We start from the raw sequence: 21,465 nt of genomic DNA, 5'->3' as shown, positions 1-21,465 counted from the left end.
AGGTGTGCTCCGACCCATTACAGGTGAAGTTTTCACTTGGCCGCAACGCCGTTCTGTGGAATGTGCGAACCCCAATGCAGCCACAGAGGGGACACGATGGGCGTTGCAATGGATCGCGAAGAGTACTTGAAGCTCGTGGGGACCGAGCTTGGGGTGTCAGGGTGGCATACGGTCGACCAGAAGCAGATTGATCAGTTTGCCCACGCGACCAACGACCATCAATTCATCCATGTCGATCCGGAGCGCGCCAAGCGCGAGACACCGTTTGGCGGGACGATTGCACACGGCTTCCTGTCGCTGTCGCTCTTGTCAGCCATGGCCTATGAGGCAATGCCGACACTGAACGACACGGCCATGTCGATCAATTATGGGTTCGACAAAGTCCGGTTTCTAACGCCTGTGCGTGCAGGCTCACGCGTGCGTGCGCGATTTGTGATGTCCGAAGCAACCATGCGATCGCCGAAGGAGTTGTTGGCGCGGACAGCAGTCACGCTTGAGATCGAGAATGAGCAAAAGCCCGCTTTGGTCGCGGACTGGCTCGCACTGCATATCTTTATTTAACTCGGATTCGAAGGGACGAGGATCATGGCAATCAGGTTTGATGGACGCGTTGCAGTTGTGACGGGCGCGGGTGCAGGCCTCGGACGCGCGCATGCACTTGGCTTGGCCAAGCTTGGTGCCCGTGTGGTCGTTAATGATATGGGCGCGGCGCGCGATGGCAGCGGCGGGTCGGTGAGCCCGGCCGAGGAAGTAGTGGAAGAAATCCGCAAAGCCGGTGGTGAGGCCATGGTGAATGGCGCCGATGTCTCCAGCTACGAGCAGGTCAAGGACATGGTCGCGCAGGCCACCGCAAAGTGGGGCAGTGTTGACCTCATGGTGGCGAACGCCGGCATCCTGCGCGACAAGTCCTTCGGTAAGATGGAGCCGGATGATTTCGCCAAGGTCGTCAGCGTGCATCTCACAGGTACGTTCAACTGCTGCAAGGCGGTGTGGGATGGGATGAAAGAGCGCAACTACGGTCGCATCGTCGTCACCACATCATCATCCGGAATGTTCGGTAATTTCGGTCAAGCCAACTATGGTGCGGCGAAGGCCGGCATCGTTGGCTTGATGAATGTCCTTGCTGAAGAAGGGCGCAAGACCAACATCCGCGTCAACACCATCTCGCCGACTGCGGCAACGCGCATGACCGAAGGTCTTATCCCGCCGGATGTGCTGGCGCTGATGAAACCGGAAGCCATTACGCCCGCAGTGATGTATATGCTCAGTGAGGATGCGCCGACGCGTACAATCATGGGAGCAGGTGCAGGCTCGTTTGCTGTGATCAAGATCGTGGAGACCGAAGGTCTCAATCTGCCACAGGCCGAATGGACGCCGGACGCAGTCGCTGCGAGCTTTGAAAAGATCGCAGACCTGTCGAAAGCTCGTGATCTCGGCGGCGCGTTCTTCCAGACCTACAAATACGTCGAGCAGGCAGCAAAGGCTGCCGGTATCAAGCTGCCACCGATGGGCGGTTGATCACGTTGAACGTAGCAGTCATCGGCGCCGGCCCTGCGGGGCTGATGGCCGCCGGAACTCTCGCGGCGAATGGCGCGCGCGTTACGGTCTATGACCGGATGCCGTCAGTCGGGCGCAAGTTTTTGCTGGCCGGGCGCGGCGGGCTCAATCTGACCCACAGCGAACCGCTCGATGCATTTCTTGCACGCTATGGTGCGGCGATGCCGTACCTGCGTGCTGCGGTGGAGGCTTTTCCGGCGGACGCCTTGCGCGCATGGAGCGAACATCTCGGCCAGCCGACATTCGTCGGCACAAGTGGCCGCGTGTTTCCAAAAGCGTTTAAGGCATCACCGTTGTTGCGGGCCTGGCTGCGCCGTCTCGATCAGTCGGGCGTCCAATTTGCGTTGCGTCACACGTGGGCCGGATGGACGGACAAGGGCGAACTGCGTTTTGAAAGCGCCGAAGGCGAACGCACCGTAAAGGCTGACGCTACTGTTCTCGCGTTAGGCGGCGGGAGCTGGCCGCGCTTGGGATCGGATGGCGGATGGCTCGCTCTGTTGCAATCTAAGGGCATCGCGAGCGCGCCGCTTCGACCTGCCAATTGCGGCTTCCATGTTGCATGGTCGGATGTGTTTCGCGATCGATACGAAGGGCATCCTCTCAAGGGCGTGACGCTGTCGTCAGGGCCGCACACCGCGCGCGGCGATATGATCATTTCGCGCGCCGGCATCGAGGGCGGGGCGGTTTATGCGATCTCCGCGCCATTGCGCGATGCGATTGATCGGGCGGGCGAGACAACGCTGCGCGTGGCCCTGCGGCCCGATCTTGAGATCTCCGATCTCGTTGCCAGATTGAGCGCGCCGCGAAACAAGCAGTCGCTTTCGACCTATCTTCGAAAGCAACTCAGTCTTTCGCCAGCGGCGATCGGGCTTCTGCAGGAAGCGACGATTGCGCTGGAATTGTATCCGTCAACGATGTCGGCTGTGGATCTCGCGCGATTCATCAACGACGTTCCGGTGAAGCTCGTCGGGACTGCGCCCCTTGAGCGCGCCATCTCCACGGCGGGTGGGATCTCGTTTGACGAAATCGATGCGCAGTTCATGCTTCGCAAAATGCCCGGCGTTTTTGTTGCAGGCGAGATGCTCGATTGGGAAGCTCCGACCGGTGGCTATTTGCTCCAGGCATGTTTTGCGACGGGGGTGGCTGCGGGGCGCGGGACGCTCGCCTGGCTAGCTCGAGAAGGCGCTAAATAGGAAGTCTAACGCTGGGCGGCGTCACGCGCCGCTTTCGATTTCCTCGCGCAGCATTTCCAGCTCCAGCCACTTTTCTTCAGCGGTTTCGAGTTCGCTCTGGGCTTTCGCAATAGCAGCCGATGCGGCGTCGAACGCCTTGCGATCTTTCGTATAGAGCTGAGGATCGTCTAAAAGCTTTTGCTGTTTGGCGATGTCTGCCTGAAGTTTCGACATCGTTTTTGGCAATGTCTCGAGCGCATGCTTTTCGTTGAAGCTGAGACGGCGCTTGGCCGGGGGAGCGGGCGACGCCGCCGTGGTTTTTGCAGATTTTGTCTCATCCGCAGTGACCCCCTTGACGGTCTTCTCCTGCAGATCGGCGCCGCGTTGCGCCAGCATGTCGGAGTAGCCGCCGGCATATTCGACCCATCTTCCGTTGCCTTCGGGGGCAATGACGGAGGTCACCACGCGATCGAGAAAATCACGGTCATGGCTGATCAGAATGACCGTGCCATCATAGTCGCCCAGCATCTCTTCGAGAACGTCGAGCGTTTCGAGATCGAGATCGTTGGTTGGTTCGTCCAGCACCAGCAGGTTCGATGGCTTCGCCAGCGCGCGCGCCAGCATCAGCCGGCCGCGTTCGCCGCCGGATAGTACTTCGAGTGGCGTGCGAATTTGCTCTTGGGAAAACAAAAAGTCTTTCATGTAGCCGACGACATGCTTCGGTTTGCCGTTGACCATAATGCTGTCGCCACGTCCGCCCGTGAGAGCATCGGACAACGTCGTCTTCGGATCGAGGCTCTCTCGGTGCTGGTCGAGGGTCGCCATCTCGAGATTGGCGCCCAGGCGCACCGAGCCAGAATCCGGCGCGTCCGCTCCGGTCAGAATGTTGATGAGCGTGGTTTTACCGGCGCCGTTGGGGCCGACGATACCGAGGCGGTCGCCGCGCGTCACGCGGATGGAGAAGTCATCCACGATCTTGCGCTCACCGAAGGATTTCGCGATGCGCTTGGCTTCGATCACGAGCTTGCCAGAGCTATCAGCTTCCGCCGCTGCGAGATTGGCTTTGCCGGCCACGCCACGATAATCGCGGCGCTGGTCGCGCAGGGCATGGAGATTGCCGAGGCGCTTGACGTTGCGCTTGCGGCGGCCTGAGACGCCATAGCGCAGCCAGTGCTCTTCCGCGACGATCTTGCGGTCGAGCTTGTGCTGGTCGCGTTCTTCTTCAGCAAGCACCTCATCACGCCAAGCTTCGAACGCATCGAAGCCTCTTTCAATTCGTCTAGTCTGGCCGCGATCAAGCCAAACAGTGGCTCGAGACAGATTGGTGAGAAAGCGCCGGTCGTGGCTGATCATCACCAGGGCGCTGCGGCGGCTGGCCAGCTCACCTTCCAGCCATTCAATGGTGGTGAGATCGAGGTGGTTGGTGGGCTCGTCGAGGAGGAGGACGTCGGGTGAGGGGGCGAGGACGCGGGCGAGTGCCGCACGGCGCGCTTCTCCGCCCGAGAGGTTCGTCGGGTCTTCAGATCCGGTGAGACCAAGCTGGTCCAGCAGATACTGGGCCTGATAATGATCGTCGCCAGGATTGAGGCCGGCTTCCACGTAGGCCAGCGTCGTTGCGCAACCGGTGAAATCCGGCTCCTGCGGTAAATAGCGAATGGTTGCACCCGGCTGCACGAAACGGCTGCCGCGATCGGCTTCCACCAGCCCGGCAACGATCTTCAGCAGGGTGGATTTACCGGAACCATTGCGCCCGATCAGACAGACGCGCTCGCCGGTCGATACGGAGAGTTCGGCGCCCGTCAGTAGCGGGGTGCCGCCGAAGGTCAACGCGATGTCTTTCAACTGAATAAGGGGAGGAGCCATGGGATCGGATTGCTTATTTCTGTTGCGCGCGTTGGATGCGGCGAATGGTTTGATCGAGAGTGGAGAGGAACGCCGAGCGATCCTTCGGTGAGAACGAACGCGGTCCTCCGGTGACCTCTCCGCTGGAACGCAGGTCTGTCATCAAATTACGGACCGCTAATGTCATTCCGATGGAAGCTTCCGAAAAAGGCTTTCCATTCGGCGCAATGACCTCAGCACCGGCTTTGACGCAGCGAGCCGCCAATGGGATGTCAGATGTAATGACGATATCGCCTTTCTGCGCGCGTTCCGCAATCCAGTCGTCGGCGGCATCCATTCCGGCGCCTGCAGCGATGCGTTCGATCAGCGGGTCGTTCGGCACGCGAATGAAATTGCCCGCAACGACGCTGACCGGCAGCCGGTGCCGCTCGGCCACGCGATAAATCTCGTCTTTCACCGGGCAAGCGTCGGCGTCGACATAAATCCGGATTCTGTGCGGTGAGGTTGGTTCGTCTGGGGTCATTGCCGCTGCTGGTAGCGCAAGGCGGGCCAAATGGCGAGTAAAAGGCGCTGAACCCGGTTAAGTGGCATGCACAAGCTTCGCTTGTCTCGACCGGAACTTTGCGTACCATCTTCCTCAATAATCGAAAAAATCCCGAGGAAGCTGATGACCGCACTCAACCCCCACACCGTTTCCGCCTACAACCTCGCCAAAAACTCGGAAAACAAAATGCACGACGATTCGGTCGCGCGTAGGTTCGGGTTTCAGGGCGGTCTGGTCCCCGGCGTCGATGTGTTCGCCTATATGAGCCATATGCCGGTGGCAAAATGGGGGAAGGCCTTTCTCGAGCGCGGTCTGATGGACGGCCGATTCCTCAAGCCGGTTTACGACGGCGAGACCGCTATCGTGACGGCCGCGGACACCGATACCGGCATTGCCATCAAGGTCGAAAGCCGCGGTGAACTATGTGCGATGGGGCATGCATCCATGCCGTCCGATGTGAAGGCAATCTCGCTGAGCGATTTTCAGGACGTTTCCGTTGTAGCCAAACGTGAGCCGGTCAGCGAAAGCTCATATGCGCAAGGAAAGTGGCTTGGGATACCGCCGTACACATTGGGCGCGCAGCCGTCGCTCGACTATCTACGCGATGTCCGAGAAACCGATCCACTTTATGCCAACGAGAAGATTGTTCACACCGGCATGCTCCTGCGCACTATGAATTGGGCGTTGATGGAGAACGCCATTCTCGGTCCCTGGATTCACGTCGGGAGTACCATTCGCTATCTTGCAACGGCGCCCGTCGAGGATGTACTGACGGCGCGCGCGAAGGTAACCGGTAATTACGAGCGTAAGGGCCACAAGTTTGTCGAACTGGATGGGGTGATTGTTGCCAACGGCAAAACCGTGATCGCGCATTGCCAGCACGTGGCGATTTATCAGCCTCGCGAAACCATGGCAGCGTGAGGCCTATAAAGAAGCCCGAGAAATTCTCGGGCTTCTGCTAGCGGTTAGGCCGATTTCGTCTTGCGGCTTTCCTGAATGGCGCGCCAGATCTTTTCCGGCGTGAGTGGCATATCGAGATGCGTCACGCCATGGTCGGACAGCGCATCGATCGCCGCATTCACGACGGTTGCAAGGCTTCCGGCGCAGCCGGCTTCACCGCATCCCTTTGTGCCAAGTGGATTAGATGTGGCGGGCGAGGGGTGACTGCCCAGCGTCATCGACGGAATGTCGCCGGCACGTGGCATCGCGTAATCCATGAACGAGCCGGTGATCGGTTGGCCGCTTGAATCGTAGCTCACGCATTCCATCAGCGCCTGTCCGATGCCTTGCGCAACGCCGCCGTGAATTTGGCCGGCAACAAGCATTGGGTTGACCACGGTGCCGAAGTCGTTGACGCCTGTGTAATTGACGATCTGAACCACGCCGGTCTCGGGATCGATTTCGACCTCAGCCACATGGCAGCCGTTCGGAAATGTCGAGGGAACGCCCTGCATCGTGTGATCGACATCGAGCGATGACGGCACGCCCTCTGGCTGCTTGGAGTTTCGCAGTTTCGCCGCAAGCTCCATTACGCCGATGCCGCGATCAGTGCCCGCGACTATGAAGCGTCCGTCGGAGAATTCGATATCGGCTTCGGATGTTTCCAGCACATGAGCAGCGGCTTGTTTGCCTTTCTGGACAATGAGCTGTGACGCCTCGACGATGGCCGCTCCACTGGCTGTGATCGATCGTGATCCTCCGGTGCCATTGCCCGTGTGAACGATATCACTGTCGCTTTGTTCAAGCGTGATCGCGTCGAATGGAACACCGAGATACGTTGCCAGAACTTGGGCGTAGGGAGTTGCGTGGCCCTGCCCATAGTCGAGCGTGCCGGTGGTGATTTTTACCGTGCCATCAACCTCGAACGTGATCTTTCCCAACTCGGCGCTCGGGGGGCCTGTGATTTCGAGATACGACCCCACCGCGATGCCGCGCAATTTCCCACGCTTGCGGCTTTCGCGCTTGCGCTTGGCAAAGCCCGCAAGATCTGCCTGCTCAATCGCCTTGTTGAAGACTCCTGGGAAGTCGCCGCTATCGTAGGTGAAACCGTTGGCGGCTGCATACGGAATTTGCGAAGGCTTGACGAAATTGCGCTTGCGGAGCGTCAGGGGGTCGATGCCCATCTCGTCGGCTGCGCGATCGATCAGCCGCTCCATGAAGTAATTGGCTTCCGGACGGCCGGCACCGCGATACGCACCCAGCAGGGTGGTATTGGTGAGCACGCATTTGATGTCGACTTCGATCAGCGGCGTTCGGTAAACGCTGGCGATGTTCTTCGCGATGTTGAGGGACAACACCAGCGGGGCGTAGCCGGTGAGATAACCGCCGAGATTACCGTAACCGCGGACGCGCACTCCGAGGAAGGCGCCGTCGGCGGCGAGTGCCAGTTCGCCGTGAATGTCCTGCGCGCGTCCATGATTGTCGGAGAGAAAGCTGGTGGAGCGCTCGTCCGTCCACTTCACCGGACGGCCAAGCTCCTTCGCTGCGTGAAGGATGCAAACATATTCGGGATAATTAGCGTTCTTCATGCCGAACGACCCGCCGACATTGTGTGTCAGCAGACGAATTTTGTCGGGGGAAACATTCATGGTTTTCGCTAGCGACGTGCGGCTCCCGGCCACGCCCTGCGTTGGAACCTCGATGGTGTAGCGTTCGGTTTCCCTGTCGTACTGCGCGAGTGCCGATCGTGGCTCCATAGCGACAACGGCAAGGCGCGTGTTTGCGATATCGAGGCGCGCGATATGTGCCGCTTTCGCAAAGGCCGCGTCCAACGCAGCTGTGTCGCCCGAATGGAAGTCGAGGGCCACGTTGTTAGGGATGTTATCGTAGAGCTGCGGAGCGCCCGGCTGGGTCGCAGCCTCGGCGCTTGTCACGGCAGGAAGCGGCTCGATGTCGAGCACAACTGCTTCGGCGGCATCGCGGGCTTGGGTGAGCGTCGTCGCAACAACGAAGGCGACAGGGTCTCCAACGAAACGCACCTTGTCGGTGACGAGGGCCGGACGGTTGGTCTGCAGAAGGGAGGAGCCATCGCGATTCTTCAGCGGCACCCCGGACGTGAATGGGTTGTACCCTGCATCTGTCAGTTCCCGACCGGTCCAGACGCCGAGAACGCCCGGCATCTTCTTTGCGTGATCGACATCGATGCCCCTTATGACGCCGTGGGCGTGCGTGCTGCGCACAATCCAGGCATAGGCCTGCTCAGGCAGGTTGCAATCGTCCGTATATTTCCCCTTGCCCCGCACAAGGGTGTCGTCCTCCTTACGGCGGATGGGCTGTCCAATCCCAAATTTTTGCAATGCGATAAGGTTTTCGGCGGAGGGGCGGGAGACGTGATCTTGCATATGAAAATCCGATGACAAGCCAGTTTATGGCCTCAGAGGCTCAATTTTGGGCGGGGTTAACCCCCAAATAAGGATGCGGTGTCCTAACCACAATGAGCGATTGGGCTTCTATCGCCACCACTACTGTTGCACCTAATCACCACACTGTTACTCTCCGTCCCGAACAGGAATTGGCGCGCCGCTGGCCGGCTGCGCAGAGATGGACGGATATGACGGAAGAGGTGCAGTTGCGCCACGGCTCCGAGCCGTGCGTGGACCTGCCAAGGTCGGTCGCAGACGACGACATACGTGATCGGATGCACGATCGCGTATTTGTCGCCGCACCCGCCTATGCCGCTCTCGATCTTGGCACGAACAATTGCCGTTTGTTGATCGCGCGCGTGGCGCCGGATGGCTTTCGTGTCATCGATTCGTTTTCCCGCATTATCCGCTTGGGCGAGGGCGTTTCCACCACGGGACGCATCAGTGATGCTGCGATTTCACGTGCCGTCGGAGCTTTGACTGTCTGTAGCGACAAGATCCGCGCGAAGGGTGTGAAGCGTCTTCGGACCATCGCGACGGAAGCTTGTCGTGCCGCAGACAATTCCGACTTCTTCCTCGGCCTCATCGAGCGGGAAACTGGCATTCAACTTGAGATCGTCGATCGGGAGACTGAATCGACCCTCGCCATGATCGGTTGCTCGCCACTACTCGATGCAAAGGCGAAAGGTGCAATTCTCTTCGATATCGGCGGAGGGTCGACGGAAATCGTCCGCATTGAGCGGGATCGCGGCGCTGCAGATGCGCCACCCGTGAAAGGCCCCTGGGTATCGCTCCCACTCGGCGTCGTGACACTGGCTGAGCGGTTCGGCGGCACGAACGTGACGCGCCAGTCCTACCAGGCGATGATCGATGACGTCGCAGGGCACCTTGCACCGTTCGCCGATCGGCATGGCGACGACCTGTGCGATATGCATCTGCTCGGAACCTCTGGCACCGTTACCACGGTCGCTGGGGTTCATCTCGGTCTCATGCACTACGATCGCCGCAGGGTCGATGGCCTGTGGATGAATGATACAGAAATGGACTGCGCCATCGAACGGTTGCTTGGCATGACTTATCGGGACCGCGCGCTCAATCCGTGCATCGGCACCGAGCGGGCTGATCTTGTGCTGGCCGGATGCGCTATCCTTGATGCCATCCGCTTGGCATTCCCGCTGCCGCGCTTGCGTGTAGCGGATCGCGGCCTGCGCGAAGGAATGCTGGTGGAGATGATGCGTCAGGACGGAGTGATGCCGGCGGCCTAACGGTGAGCTACCGGTGACGCGGCTGCCGAAACATCGTATGCCCTTCCAGCGTTGCGTAGTATGACGCTCTGAAAGCGGATTTGATGGCAAAAGACACCACTGGGCGGCTTCACGTCACGGTCAAGACCGGCGGCAAGCGGAAGCTGTCCTCAAAGCTTTGGCTCGAACGCCAATTGAACGATCCCTATGTGGCGCAGGCCAAGCGGGATGGGTTTCGCTCGCGTGCGGCCTACAAGCTGCAGGAAATGGACGACAAGAATCGCTTTCTCAAGCAGGGATTGGTTGTGGTCGATCTTGGTGCCGCTCCAGGGGGATGGAGCCAGATCGCAGCCAAGCGCGTGGGTTCGCTGGAGGGTAAGGGAAAGGTCGTCGCCATCGACCTGCTGGAGATGCCTGAAATTCCTGGCGTAGACTTCGCGCAGATGGATTTTCTTGATGAGAAGGCGCCGGACCGGCTGCGCGCGATGATCGGCGGCGGTGCGGATATCGTGATGTCTGATATGGCGGCCAATACCACCGGTCACCGCAAGACGGACCAGCTACGGATTATCGGCCTGGTGGAAAATGCGGCGGAGTTCGCAGCAGAAGTTCTCAATCCCGGTGGAACATTCCTCGCCAAGGTCTTCCAGAGTGGAGCGGACGCTGATCTGCTCGCACAACTCAAGCGCGATTACACGAGCGTGAAGCACGTGAAGCCCGCGGCCAGCCGGCAGGATTCCTCGGAGCGTTATGTGCTCGCGATGGGATTCCGCGCGGCTCGACCTCAGATCGAGGCCTAGCCGAGCTTTTGGTCGCGCGCTTCTTGCGTGCTTTCGCTGGCGGCAGCCTCGGGGGCTTTGGGCCCTTCAAGCGGGGGAATCTTGTGTCCCGATATCTGGTGACCGGCATCATCAGGCAGCTTCCAGAACGGATAGGCCGAAAGCGTCGACAAGATTGCGACCACTACGAAAGCGGGCCAGAAATCGCTGGCGCTTAGCTGGGCCGAGTGGTTGTGCAGCATTGTCGCTTCGACGACGAGAGCACCCACGGCAACGCCTGCCGATATCGCAAGCTGCTGATTGACGCTGACGAGTGTGGTCGCTCGGCTCATTTCGGCGGGCTCGACATCGGCATAGGCCAGTGTGTTGATCGCCGTAAACTGAAGCGAGCGGAAGAAGCCGCCGACGATCAGGATGATCATGATCAGCAGGAGCGGCGTTGATGGCGTGAACAGGGCGCAGGCCGCGAGGAAGAACGAACTCACCACGGCGTTGATGACCATGATGTTGCGGAATCCAAAGGTACGGATGATGCGTGCCGCCAAGGTCTTCATGCCGAGTGCGCCGAGCGAGGACGCGAAGGTCACGAGACCTGATTGAAACGGTGACAAGCCGAAGCCGATTTGCATCAACAACGGCAACAGGAACGGCAGGGCGCCGATGCCGAGACGGTAAAGGAAGCCGCCGGTCAGGCAGGACCGCAACGTCGGGTAGCGCAGCAACGTGAAGTCCAGCACGGGTGAGGCAGTGCGCTTCGCATGTTGCAGGTAGAGCGCCATGGCAATGCCGCCGCCGACGATGAGGGCGACGACGATTTCCCACGGCAGCAAACCAAGACCGGCGACGGACAATCCGAAAGCCAGCCCCGCCACGCCGAGCCCAGCGAGTACGAGACCGACGAAATCGAAACGCTCGGGATTCTCGCTTTTGATCGGATCGATGTATTTCAGCGCCATGTAGATGCCGAGCAACCCGATCGGGATATTGATCAGAAAGATCCAATGCCACGAGAAATAGGTGGTGATGAAGCCGCCGAGCGGCGGCCCGATCACCGGGCCGATGAGGGCAGGGACGGTCACCCAGGCCATGGCATTGACCAGCGCGCTCTTGTCGATGGAGCGCAGCAGGACGAGGCGTCCGACGGGGGTCATCATCGCACCGCCGATCCCCTGCAGGATTCGTGCGAACACAAAGCCAGTGATCGAGTTGGCGATGGCACAGCCGATCGAGCCAACCATGAAGACGGCGATGGCGACGCTGAACACGGTCCGTGCGCCGAACCGGTCGGCGGTCCAGCCGCTCGCCGGGATAAAGACCGCGAGCGACAACAGGTAGGACGTAATCGCGAGTTTCAGCGTCAGCGGACTGGTGCCGATATCCGCGGCAATGGCCGGAAGGGACGTGGCAATGACCGTCGAGTCCATGTTTTCCATAAACAGGGCGCAGGCCACGATCAGGGGTATCAGGCGTTCTTTCTGCATCGGCTCAGCTTTATGGAAAGATTTAGCGAAACGGTGGACGGCAAGAGAATGCCGGGCACAGATAGGCGAGTCCGGGGCTGTTGGGTCAATAAACTCGCTGTGAGACCACCTGTTCGCCCATTATTTCCCGCCAGTGTCCCGAATCCACAGTCCGCCCCAGCGTGTCGCGGGCTCCTTAGCGGACTTTGGATTCGAGAGGACACTGGCAAATCTATGATTCTAGTGTGGTTTAGGTTCAGAAGTTCGCTGGAAGGACCCGCGGGAAAGATGGAGCGAACTTCTGAACCACCACACTAGGGCGCCGTTGCAGAACTCCCATGCGCAAAAACCCGCGATTTTGGCGCGAAATGCTTTGAAACGTCATCATGACATGCTATCGACCACCGCCAACCCTATTGATGGGCTTCGATTCGGGCGATGCCAAAGGTATCGTCCGATTTCGCTCATCCGGACACTTTTTATCGCAGCCGCAGGCTGCTGAACGGAGTTGGCAATGGCAGTCGTACAATCGGACCGGGGCATTCGCGAAGCGTTCACGTTCGATGACGTGCTCTTGAAGCCAGGCCTGTCCGATATCCTGCCTTCGGACGCTGATGTTCGCAGCCACCTGACCCGCGCTATCCCGCTGAACATACCGATCATCGCCTCCGCCATGGACACGGTGACCGAAGCGCACATGGCGATCGCCATGGCGCAGTCTGGCGGTATCGGTGTGATCCACCGCAATTTCGATGTCGAAGGCCAGGCGGCTCAAGTTCGTCAGGTCAAAAAGTTTGAATCCGGCATGGTCGTGAATCCGCTGACCATTGCTCCCGAAGCCAAGCTCGTCGATGCGCTGACGCTGATGAAGGATCACGGCATTTCCGGCGTTCCGGTGGTGACCGGCGGCGGCTACGGAAAGCCGGGCAAGCTTGTTGGCATCCTGACCAACCGCGACGTACGCTTCGCCACCGATCCGGAGCAAAAAGTCTCCGAACTGATGACGCACCAAAATCTCATCACGGTGCGTGAGGGCGTGAGCCAGACCGAAGCGAAGAAGCTTCTGCACCAAAATCGCATCGAGAAGCTGTTGGTGGTGGATGACCAGTATCGCTGCGTCGGGCTTGTCACTGTGAAGGACATCGAGAAGGCCGTTGCCTATCCGCTGGCCTCCAAGGACGAGCAGGGCCGCTTGCGCGTTGCGGCTGCGACGACCGTTGGTGAAGGCGGATTCGAGCGCACCGAAAAGCTGATCGAAGCCGGCGTCGATGTCATCGTCGTCGATACGGCCCATGGGCATTCAGTGCGGGTGTTAGAGGCGGTCAGTCGCATCAAGAAATTGTCCAATGCTGTGCAGGTCATCGCGGGCAACGTTGCGACCGCCGAAGCAACCCAAGCTCTGATTGATTCCGGCGCTGATGCAGTCAAGGTCGGCATTGGTCCGGGATCGATCTGCACCACGCGCATCGTCGCTGGCGTCGGTGTGCCGCAGCTCACGGCGATCATGGATTCGGTTGAAGCCGCCAAGAAGGCGAACATTCCGGTGATCGCTGACGGTGGCATCAAATATTCCGGCGATCTTGCCAAGGCACTCGCGGCAGGCGCGGACATCGCCATGGTCGGTTCGCTGCTAGCCGGCACAGATGAGACACCTGGCGAAGTCTTCCTGTGGCAGGGCCGCTCCTACAAGGCGTATCGCGGTATGGGGTCGGTCGGCGCGATGGCGCGCGGTTCTGCGGATCGTTATTTCCAGCAGGACATCAAGGATACGCTCAAGCTTGTGCCAGAAGGGATCGAGGGGCAGGTGCCTTACAAGGGGCCGGTCGCCAATGTCTTGCACCAGCTCGCCGGCGGCCTGCGCGCGGCCATGGGTTACGTCGGTGCGCGGAACCTCGAAGATTTCCATCAAAAGGCGGAATTCGTGCGCATCACTGGTGCGGGCCTGCGCGAGAGTCACGTGCACGACGTGACGATCACGCGCGAAAGCCCGAACTACCCCGGCGGCGCCTGATCAGCGCCGAAATAACTGCCGGACGGGCTCGCAACACGCTATACTTGGCGGCGATTGATCGCTGATTGCCTGAGGCCAGCCGAGCACTTGCTTAAACTAAAGCTCTCATGTCCGCGACCTTATGGTCGCGGCGATTCCAATCCTGCAGCAATTTGAGAAGATATAAATCATGGTCGATTGGACAGACGAGAGAATTGCCGCGCTTTCAGATCCCGATTTGAAAAATCTGCTGGCCAACGCTGAACGCAAATCCGTTGCTGACGTCGTCGAAAAGTGCAGGGCCGAGCTTGAGAAGCGCAACGCTGCGAAACCACGCAGGCCGACAAAAAGCCGCTCAGAACTGAAGGAGTTCGAGCACGCGATGTCGGAGCAGCTTGCTACGGTCGGCAAAGAGATGGCCGCTAAATACGATCTCTCCGAGGAAACAGCGAAAGCAAAGTCGGAAGGCGTAAAGGGTTTCAAAGCGCACCGACTGCTCGACTCTCAAGGTTACGCGAAGCTAGGTGGCCATCAGAGGGATGGCTCTGTCGCTGTGGAGCGGTATATTTCGCATCGGCGTGGCAACGGCATTGTCAGCCTTGGTGTGTGGCTGACGAAAGATGCGCCGATTGATGCGCATGAATTCCACGTGGTTGCACCTGCAGGAATGCTTGAAGGTGGAAAATCCTTCTCAGAGGTCAGGCAGGGTTTTGCGGAGAAAAATCTCGAAACGACACACGTCATCCTGGCGTTCAAGGATTTGTCCGAGGCGGCTGTGGCGTTTGACGGAGCGCTGGCGAGAATTACCGCATAGCGAAACATAAGGTATGCGCTGGCATGCCTGCCGCGTTTGCTGAATGCCGTCAGCGGCTCTCAGCATCACTTGGCAATCAGGCGGATGGTTAGGTAAGACTCCTCTCAAGTTTTTGACATAACGAGGAAACAACATGGCCCAAACCGCCAAGCGTATCGTACTCGCATCCCGTCCCACGGGCGAGCCGACCCCAAGCAACTTTCGCCTTGAAGACTATCCTGTGCCGACGCCGGGCGAGGGGCAGGTATTGCTGCGCACGATCTGGCTTTCGCTCGATCCTTATATGCGCGGCCGGATGAGCGATGGTCCTTCCTATTCTGCGCCTGTGCCGGTGGACGGCGTCATGGAAGGCGGCACGGTGTGCGAGGTGGTCGCTTCGAACAACGCCGGGTTTGCAAAGGGGGACATCGTTCTTTCTCATTCGGGTTGGCAGCAATATGCGCTCTCTGACGGCAAGGGCCTGCGCAAGGTTGATCCAAAGAATGCGCCGATTTCGACTGCGGTCGGTGTGCTCGGCATGCCGGGCATGACTGCTTACACAGGGCTGCTCGAGATCGGGAAGCCGAAAGCAGGCGAGACGGTGGTCGTGGCTGCGGCATCCGGAGCCGTCGGTTCAGCGGTCGGACAGATCGCGAAAGTCAAAGGCGCGCGCGCGGTCGGCATCGCCGGTGGCAAGGACAAGTGCGACTATGTGAAGAACGAGCTGGGCTTTGACGAATGTCTCGATCATCGCGATCCGGATCTTGCCAGCAAGCTCAAAGACGCGTGCCCGAAAGGAATCGACGTTTATTTCGAGAACGTTGGCGGAAAGGTATTCGACGCGGTGTTTCCGCTGCTGAATCCGTTCTCTCGGATTCCAGTCTGTGGCCTGATTGCCGATTACAACACGATCTACGGCAAGGACACGCCCACGCCGCCTTGGGCCAATTCGATTATGCGTGCGATCCTGGTGAAGCGCCTGAATTTCCGTGGCTTCATCGTCCGCGACTTCGACGCGTTGTATCCTGACTTCATTCGCGACATGTCCCAGTGGTTGCGCGAGGGCAAGGTGAAGCATCGCGAATTCGTGACCGAAGGTCTTGAAAGTGCTCCACAGGCCTTCATGGGGCTTCTGAAGGGGGCGAACTTCGGCAAGCAGCTGGTTCGCGTCGGACCAGATAAGATCTAACCGTTCTCTCTCACTCTTCGCCTCTGATCGGAGGCGAAGAGTGAGGAAATTAATCGATTAGTCGCCCGTGTAGCAAATGTTGCCAACGACCTTGCCGTCTTTGTCCTTCATTGTGAACTTGCATCGCAGGCGCTGCAACGCATCTGCCGCGTCGTCACTGCCGAAATCCGCGGCCCTTTTGTAGAACGCTATCGCAGTTTTTTCATCTTTCTGTCCGGCACGGCCTTCCTCCGCATAGGCGCCAAGCCGTTCGAGGGCGCCGCCGTGGTTATGCTCGGCAGCTTTCTCGAACCAGATTTTCGCCGCGGCATCATCTTTCGGGCCGCCGTCACCGTCCTGTGTCATCAATCCGAGTTGGAACATGGCTTCGCTGGAATCCGCGGCGGCAGCCTTCTCATACCAGTTGCGAGCGGTCGTGAAGTCCTCCGGTACACCGAGGCCCGCTCCATAAAGAGCGCCAAGGTTGCTCATTCCCATGACGTCGCCGGCGTTCGCTGCCTTCTCGAACAGGGCGCGTGCTTCGGATTCATCCTTCTTCACGCCGTCGCCATTCACAAGAAGCGTTCCAAGCCCGACCATCGCGGTGGTGTTTCCGGCATCGACGGCCTTTCGATAAGCTTTCGCGGCATCTGCCTTCTGCCGATTGTATTCATATGCTCGCCCGAGTTCGAACCATGCGCGGCGTGGCGCATCGGGTGCCGTCACGGCTGCTTTGCAAGCTTTCAAAGCGGTCGCGACATCGGCCTTGGCGATGTCGTAGCTTCCTTTGATGTCGGATGGTTTGTCTTTGTCATCGGGGTGGGCGGCCAGACGGTCGCAGGTGGTGAGATTGTCTGTAGCCGCATGGGCGGGGACAGCCACAAGCAGCGCCGCGGTAACAAATATCGCCGACGAGAAATCAGAAAATGATTTGGTGATTGAAATCGTCGCAATGGTTTTGGTCATGCAAATCCCCCGAAGCTGCCCCTGTCGCATGTTGTCCGCGGCTCGCGACGCCATCTTCCGTGCGAGTGGCTTGCGGATTGGAACCTTTCGCCGGTTGGTCGCTTGATCATTCCGCCAGGTTCAAACGCGATCTCGGCCGATCCTTACGGCCCTCAACGCGTTTTAAGTTTTAGGAAATACTTCATGCTGATTCAGATGATTTTGGTGCCAACGTTCGTGTTGGTCGGCCTGACGTTTCTCTTGATTTTCTGGCGTGGAGGCGGACGGCCGAAGCCTGCGGATGGCGACTGGTTCGGATATCACCTGCACACACTGTTTTACGTTCTGGTCGCATTGGCGATCCAAACGCGCCACGCGGATCTGATCGTTGTGATGCTCGCCTGGGTGTTTGTGGTCGTGCAGATATGCCAGGCGGGATTTCTGGTTTCGGCTTCCGAAGCACGCGGATCGCTGTTTTTCGTGGCTGGTGCACTGGTTTTGCTAGCCATGTGGCTCTATTTCGCGATCCGTGTCTTGTTTCTGATCTGAGGGGCGGCTAGTGGTTCGATTCTAACATTTGCATCCCGTTTCGGCGGGTACCGTTGATGTTAGAATCAAAGAACCACTAGCAAATATAAGCTGCTAGTGGAGCTTTGGATTTGACATTCGCCGAACGAACCCGCGGCGCGATCAGTGGCGAATGTCAAATCCGCTCCACTAGTGAGCGTCTGGCGTTGGACTGTTTGTCCGGCCGCTTTCCAGGAAGAGTAGAGATGACGCCCGCCGCCCGGTTGTCCGCAGCCATTGAGATTCTGTCGTCCATCGACGCACAACGCGTTCCCGCGGCCAACGCGCTGAAGGAATGGGGGACGGCGCATCGGTTCGCAGGCTCCGGTGACCGCGCTGCTATTGCTGGTCTCGTTTTCGATGTTCTCCGCCGCCGGTCCTCAAGTGGTTACCTGATGGACGCTGACACGTCGCGCGCGCGATTGCTCGGCATTTTGAAGCTCGAGCGCGGTCTTAACACCGACGCGATTGCGGCGCTGTGCAGCGGCGAGCGCTTCGCGCCGGAGCCACTGTCAGCAGCGGAGCGTACTGCACTGACGTCGCGCTCGCTGAACGGCGCTCCTGCGCATGTTGCGGGTGATTATCCCGAGTGGCTTGATCCGCATTTGATTCAAGTTTTCGGAGATGAGCGGACGGAGGAGGCGACTGCGATGGCTAGCCGCGCGCCGCTCGATCTGCGTGTCAACACACTCAGGGCAAAACGTGAGAAGGCGTTGTCGTCCATCGCGCACCTCGGCGCGAGGCCGACGCCATGGTCGCCGCTGGGAATCCGCATCGACCTCGGTGCGGATGCGCGCAACCCCGGCATCCATGCCGAAGAGGTCTTCATCAAGGGCGGCGTTGAGGTTCAGGATGAAGGCTCGCAGCTTGCGGCGTTGCTGACCGATGCAAAGCCCGGAGAACAAGTCATCGACATGTGCGCCGGAGCCGGCGGCAAGACACTGGCTTTGGCTGCCATGATGCAGGGCAAGGGGCGCCTGATCGCCACGGACCGTGACAAGCGTCAGCTTGCGCCGATCCATGAGCGGCTATCTCGCGCCGGCGTGCACAACGCCGACGTCCGTACCCCAAGGGGCCCCGACGATACGCTGGCCGATATCAAGGCGTCGGCAGATCTGGTGGTCATCGATGCGCCGTGCACCGGAACCGGGACGTGGCGGCGGAATCCGGATTCCAAATGGCGGATGCGTCCCGGCGCGCTTGAGGTCCGGATCAAAGATCAGATCGAAGTGCTTGATCGGGCAGCGTTATTGGTGAAGCCTGGTGGGCGGGTGGCTTATATCACCTGCTCGGTTCTGCCGCAGGAGAACACCGAACAGGTGAAAGCCTTCGTCGGACGGCACCCGGAATTCAAGATTGTCCCGCCCGCACAGACGGTCGCGGTACTGGGCGAACAGGCTGCGGACTTCACGAAGGCCACATTGCAATCGGACGAGGGGCTGCTGATGACTCCGCGCCGGACCGGCACAGATGGGTTTTTCGCAGCGATCCTGACCCGGGGTTAGGAGCCGCCGGGTAACGTCAAGGAAGCGGTGGAATAGCTCTCCAGTTCAGCGCAGGAACCCATTGCGATGCGGCCCCGGCTCGCGTAATTCCTGTCTATGACAGCGCACAGCCAGACCAGCTCAGCGACGCCCGATGTGGCGGCCGCCCACGAAAAGATTCTCATCGTCGATTTCGGCTCGCAGGTGACGCAGCTCATCGCGCGGCGGGTTCGCGAGGATGGGGTGTATTCCGAAATCGTGCCATTTCAGAAGGCCGAGTCGGCCTTTCAGGACATGAAGCCCAGGGCAGTGATCCTCTCCGGCGGGCCGGCTTCGGTGTTGGACAAGGATGCGCCTTCGGTGCCGCTCTCGATCCTGACGGCAGGCGTCCCGGTGCTCGGCATCTGCTATGGCGAGCAGACCATGGCGCAGCAACTCGGCGGCACAGTGGAAGGCGGCCATCATCGCGAGTTCGGACGTGCCACGATCGAAGTCACTGATGATTGTGCGCTGTTCGACGGGGTCTGGCAGAAGGGCGGCAAATACGACGTCTGGATGAGCCATGGCGACCGTGTCACCAAGTTGCCCGACGGGTTTCGCGGTGTCGCCAAAGCTCCCGGCTCGCCCATCTCCGTCATCGCCGATGACAAGCGCAAATTCTACGCAATGCAATTCCATCCCGAGGTCGTGCACACGCCGGATGGCGCAAAGCTGATCCGTAATTTCGTGCGCAACGTCGCTGGCCTCAAAGGCGATTGGACCATGCGTGCCTTCCGCGAGGAAGCGATCGAGAAGATCCGCGCGCAGGTCGGCAAGGGGCGGGTGATCTGCGGCCTCTCCGGCGGCGTCGATTCATCCGTCGCAGCGATCCTCATTCACGAAGCGATTGGCGATCAGCTCACGTGCGTGTTCGTCGATCACGGCATGCTGCGGCTCAACGAAGCCAAGACCGTCGTTGATCTCTTCCGGCACCACTACAACATCCCGCTGGTGCATGTTGATGCCTCGGACAAATTCCTTGGCGAACTCGAAGGCGTCACCGACCCGGAGGTCAAGCGCAAGACCATCGGCCGCTTGTTCATCGACGTGTTCGATGAAGAGGCGAAGAAGATCGGTGGCGCGGATTTCCTCGCTCAAGGCACTCTGTATCCTGACGTCATCGAAAGCGTGTCGTTCACGGGCGGCCCATCAGTGACGATCAAGTCGCACCACAATGTCGGTGGCTTGCCCGCGCGCATGAACATGAAGCTCGTTGAACCCCTCCGTGAACTGTTCAAGGACGAGGTGCGTGCGCTCGGCCGTGAACTGGGCCTGCCGGATGTGTTCGTCGGCCGGCATCCGTTCCCGGGACCTGGCCTCGCGATCCGTTGCCCCGGCGACATCACGCGCGAAAAGCTTGACATCCTGCGCAACGCCGATGCCGTCTATATCGACCAGATCCGCAAGGCTGGCCTTTACGACACCATCTGGCAGGCGTTTGCAGTGCTGCTGCCAGTGAAGACCGTGGGCGTGATGGGCGATGGCCGCACCTACGAGCACGTGGTCGGCTTACGCGCCGTGACATCCACCGACGGCATGACTGCGGATTTCTATCCGTTCGACATGAAATTCCTCGGCGAGACTGCGACACGCATTATCAACGAAGTGAAGGGCGTGAACCGTGTGGTCTACGACGTCACGTCAAAACCGCCCGGCACGATCGAGTGGGAATAGGGGGCAAGCCCGCGGCGATAACGTAGGTTCGCGCGGCACGTGAATCCATTCCAAAGCGCTTGGCGTATTCCAGAAGTGTTGCGGACGGGACAGTCGCGCTCCAAGGTCAGGATAACGTCGCATGATGTCCGATTTCGCAGACGTCAGATCGAATTTTTGGTAACAAACAGCTCGCCCGTCTTTTTGATGTGCTCCAGCAGCAAGTGGGTCGACAAGCCGATATCCCTTTTTAAGGCGGCGGTCATGATGTTCCGATGTTCGCTATTCACATCGCGTGACAGTTTCGATGAGCGGGACATGATCCGGTATCTCTCCGACTGATCGAAGAGTTGTTCGCAATACGCGATGATCCATCGAGACTTGCAAGCCGATATCAACGCTGTATGGAATTTCCGGTGCCAGACGTCGTAGTCGCTATTGCCTCCGTCACCGCCAACATCGCGCTGAGTCACAGATTCAAGTCTGTGAAACGAAAGAATAACGGCATCTTCCCAGGCGGCGTCGCCATTCCTGACCGACTCGCGGACGGCGACCTCATAGAGCAAGCATCGTGAGCGAATAAGTTCGTCCAAATCCTCTCGATTGATGGTCGTAACGAAGAACCCTCTCCGGTCGCTCTGAAGGACCAGCCCTTCTTTGCCTAACCGGCTGAGCGCTTCCCGCATCGGGCTAAGGCCGATTCCATAGCGGTCGCACATCTCCGCCATCCGCAGCTTCTGACCGGGCGACAGGGCACCGGCGATGATGTCCTGGCGGATTCGCTTGTAGACGACCGTCGCGAGCGTTTCGGTGCCCGAGGCGGTCTCGGTATGGAAGCTCTCGCTCATCTTGCGTCTCAATCGGAA

18 protein-coding genes are annotated in these 21,465 nt (G+C 59.4%); 12 read left to right on the top strand and 6 right to left on the bottom strand.

Going from position 1 to position 21,465, the window contains the following annotated elements; genetic code table 11:
* The first annotated feature begins 96 nt into the window (after positions 1-96).
* The 3 genes from ACZ5C3_RS17915 to ACZ5C3_RS17905 are packed head-to-tail and all read left to right on the top strand — an operon-like array spanning position 97 to position 2,750.
* Positions 97-561, top strand: coding sequence for a MaoC family dehydratase (locus ACZ5C3_RS17915; protein ID WP_464031768.1), 465 nt, complete (start codon positions 97-99; stop codon positions 559-561).
* A 24-nt stretch (positions 562-585) separates the two neighbouring features.
* Positions 586-1,518 (top strand): SDR family NAD(P)-dependent oxidoreductase, encoded by a 933-nt coding sequence (locus ACZ5C3_RS17910; RefSeq protein ID WP_464031767.1) that lies wholly within the window; start codon positions 586-588, stop codon positions 1,516-1,518.
* A gap of 5 nt (positions 1,519-1,523) precedes the next feature.
* Positions 1,524-2,750: a BaiN/RdsA family NAD(P)/FAD-dependent oxidoreductase gene (locus ACZ5C3_RS17905; protein WP_464031766.1), complete on the top strand. Its 1,227-nt coding sequence runs from the start codon at positions 1,524-1,526 to the stop codon at positions 2,748-2,750.
* 21 nt (positions 2,751-2,771) lie between these two features.
* Here ACZ5C3_RS17905 and ACZ5C3_RS17900 read toward each other — a convergent pair whose 3' ends face one another.
* Together ACZ5C3_RS17900 and ACZ5C3_RS17895 are read right to left on the bottom strand one after the other, a co-directional pair.
* On the bottom strand, positions 2,772-4,592 hold the full coding sequence (locus tag ACZ5C3_RS17900) for an ABC-F family ATP-binding cassette domain-containing protein (RefSeq protein ID WP_464031765.1): 1,821 nt from the start codon (positions 4,590-4,592) through the stop codon (positions 2,772-2,774).
* Between the two features lie 13 nt (positions 4,593-4,605).
* Positions 4,606-5,094 carry a YaiI/YqxD family protein gene (locus ACZ5C3_RS17895; protein WP_464031764.1) on the bottom strand — a complete coding sequence of 163 codons (489 nt, stop codon included), beginning with the start codon at positions 5,092-5,094 and terminating at the stop codon, positions 4,606-4,608.
* A gap of 144 nt (positions 5,095-5,238) precedes the next feature.
* Between ACZ5C3_RS17895 and ACZ5C3_RS17890 the strand changes: the two genes are divergently transcribed.
* Positions 5,239-6,036, top strand: a complete 798-nt coding sequence (locus tag ACZ5C3_RS17890) for a hypothetical protein (RefSeq protein WP_464031762.1) — start codon at positions 5,239-5,241, stop codon at positions 6,034-6,036.
* Positions 6,037-6,080: 44 nt separating this feature from the next.
* Here the strand turns inward: ACZ5C3_RS17890 and ACZ5C3_RS17885 are convergent, their stop codons facing one another.
* On the bottom strand, positions 6,081-8,456 hold the full coding sequence (locus tag ACZ5C3_RS17885) for a xanthine dehydrogenase family protein molybdopterin-binding subunit (RefSeq protein ID WP_464044192.1): 2,376 nt from the start codon (positions 8,454-8,456) through the stop codon (positions 6,081-6,083).
* Between the two features lie 209 nt (positions 8,457-8,665).
* Here ACZ5C3_RS17885 and ACZ5C3_RS17880 point away from each other — a divergent pair, with 209 nt between their 5' ends.
* Together ACZ5C3_RS17880 and ACZ5C3_RS17875 are read left to right on the top strand one after the other, a co-directional pair.
* Entirely contained in the window at positions 8,666-9,742 is a 1,077-nt protein-coding gene (locus ACZ5C3_RS17880) for a Ppx/GppA phosphatase family protein (protein ID WP_464038373.1), read from the top strand.
* Between the two features lie 83 nt (positions 9,743-9,825).
* On the top strand, positions 9,826-10,521 hold the full coding sequence (locus ACZ5C3_RS17875) for an RlmE family RNA methyltransferase (RefSeq protein ID WP_464031760.1): 696 nt from the start codon (positions 9,826-9,828) through the stop codon (positions 10,519-10,521).
* Here the strand turns inward: ACZ5C3_RS17875 and ACZ5C3_RS17870 are convergent.
* A complete protein-coding gene (locus ACZ5C3_RS17870; protein WP_464031758.1) occupies positions 10,518-11,981 on the bottom strand; it encodes a DHA2 family efflux MFS transporter permease subunit in 1,464 nt (487 codons plus the stop codon). The genes ACZ5C3_RS17875 and ACZ5C3_RS17870 overlap by 4 nt on opposite strands.
* 493 nt (positions 11,982-12,474) lie before the next feature.
* Here ACZ5C3_RS17870 and guaB point away from each other — a divergent pair, with 493 nt between their 5' ends.
* From guaB to ACZ5C3_RS17855, 3 genes are all read left to right on the top strand, one after another.
* Positions 12,475-13,971: an IMP dehydrogenase gene (gene guaB / locus ACZ5C3_RS17865; protein ID WP_464031756.1), complete on the top strand. Its 1,497-nt coding sequence runs from the start codon at positions 12,475-12,477 to the stop codon at positions 13,969-13,971.
* 169 nt (positions 13,972-14,140) lie between these two features.
* Entirely contained in the window at positions 14,141-14,764 is a 624-nt protein-coding gene (locus ACZ5C3_RS17860) for a hypothetical protein (RefSeq protein WP_464031754.1), read from the top strand.
* Between the two features lie 133 nt (positions 14,765-14,897).
* Positions 14,898-15,932 carry an NADP-dependent oxidoreductase gene (locus tag ACZ5C3_RS17855; RefSeq protein ID WP_464031753.1) on the top strand — a complete coding sequence of 345 codons (1,035 nt, stop codon included), beginning with the start codon at positions 14,898-14,900 and terminating at the stop codon, positions 15,930-15,932.
* Between the two features lie 57 nt (positions 15,933-15,989).
* On the opposite strand, the gene ACZ5C3_RS17850 is transcribed toward ACZ5C3_RS17855, so the two are convergent.
* Positions 15,990-16,877 carry a tetratricopeptide repeat protein gene (locus ACZ5C3_RS17850; protein WP_464031751.1) on the bottom strand — a complete coding sequence of 296 codons (888 nt, stop codon included), beginning with the start codon at positions 16,875-16,877 and terminating at the stop codon, positions 15,990-15,992.
* Positions 16,878-17,060: 183 nt separating this feature from the next.
* On the opposite strand from ACZ5C3_RS17850, the gene ACZ5C3_RS17845 reads away from it, so the two are divergent.
* From ACZ5C3_RS17845 to guaA, 3 genes are all read left to right on the top strand, one after another.
* Complete coding sequence (locus ACZ5C3_RS17845; protein WP_464031749.1) at positions 17,061-17,405, top strand: hypothetical protein; 345 nt, start codon at positions 17,061-17,063, stop codon at positions 17,403-17,405.
* A gap of 224 nt (positions 17,406-17,629) precedes the next feature.
* Positions 17,630-18,928, top strand: a complete 1,299-nt coding sequence (locus tag ACZ5C3_RS17840) for an RsmB/NOP family class I SAM-dependent RNA methyltransferase (RefSeq protein ID WP_464031747.1) — start codon at positions 17,630-17,632, stop codon at positions 18,926-18,928.
* A gap of 96 nt (positions 18,929-19,024) precedes the next feature.
* Complete coding sequence (gene guaA, locus ACZ5C3_RS17835) at positions 19,025-20,620, top strand: glutamine-hydrolyzing GMP synthase (protein WP_464031745.1); 1,596 nt, start codon at positions 19,025-19,027, stop codon at positions 20,618-20,620.
* A 143-nt stretch (positions 20,621-20,763) separates the two neighbouring features.
* Here the strand turns inward: guaA and ACZ5C3_RS17830 are convergent, their stop codons facing one another.
* The gene (locus ACZ5C3_RS17830; protein WP_464044191.1) at positions 20,764-21,447 is read right to left on the bottom strand and encodes a GntR family transcriptional regulator; all 684 of its coding nucleotides are present in this window, start codon (positions 21,445-21,447) and stop codon (positions 20,764-20,766) included.
* Positions 21,448-21,465: the final 18 nt, after the last annotated feature.

This window comes from Afipia dichlorophenoxyacetatis, from assembly GCF_055386385.1.
This window is presented reverse-complemented; position numbering and strand designations above follow the sequence as displayed.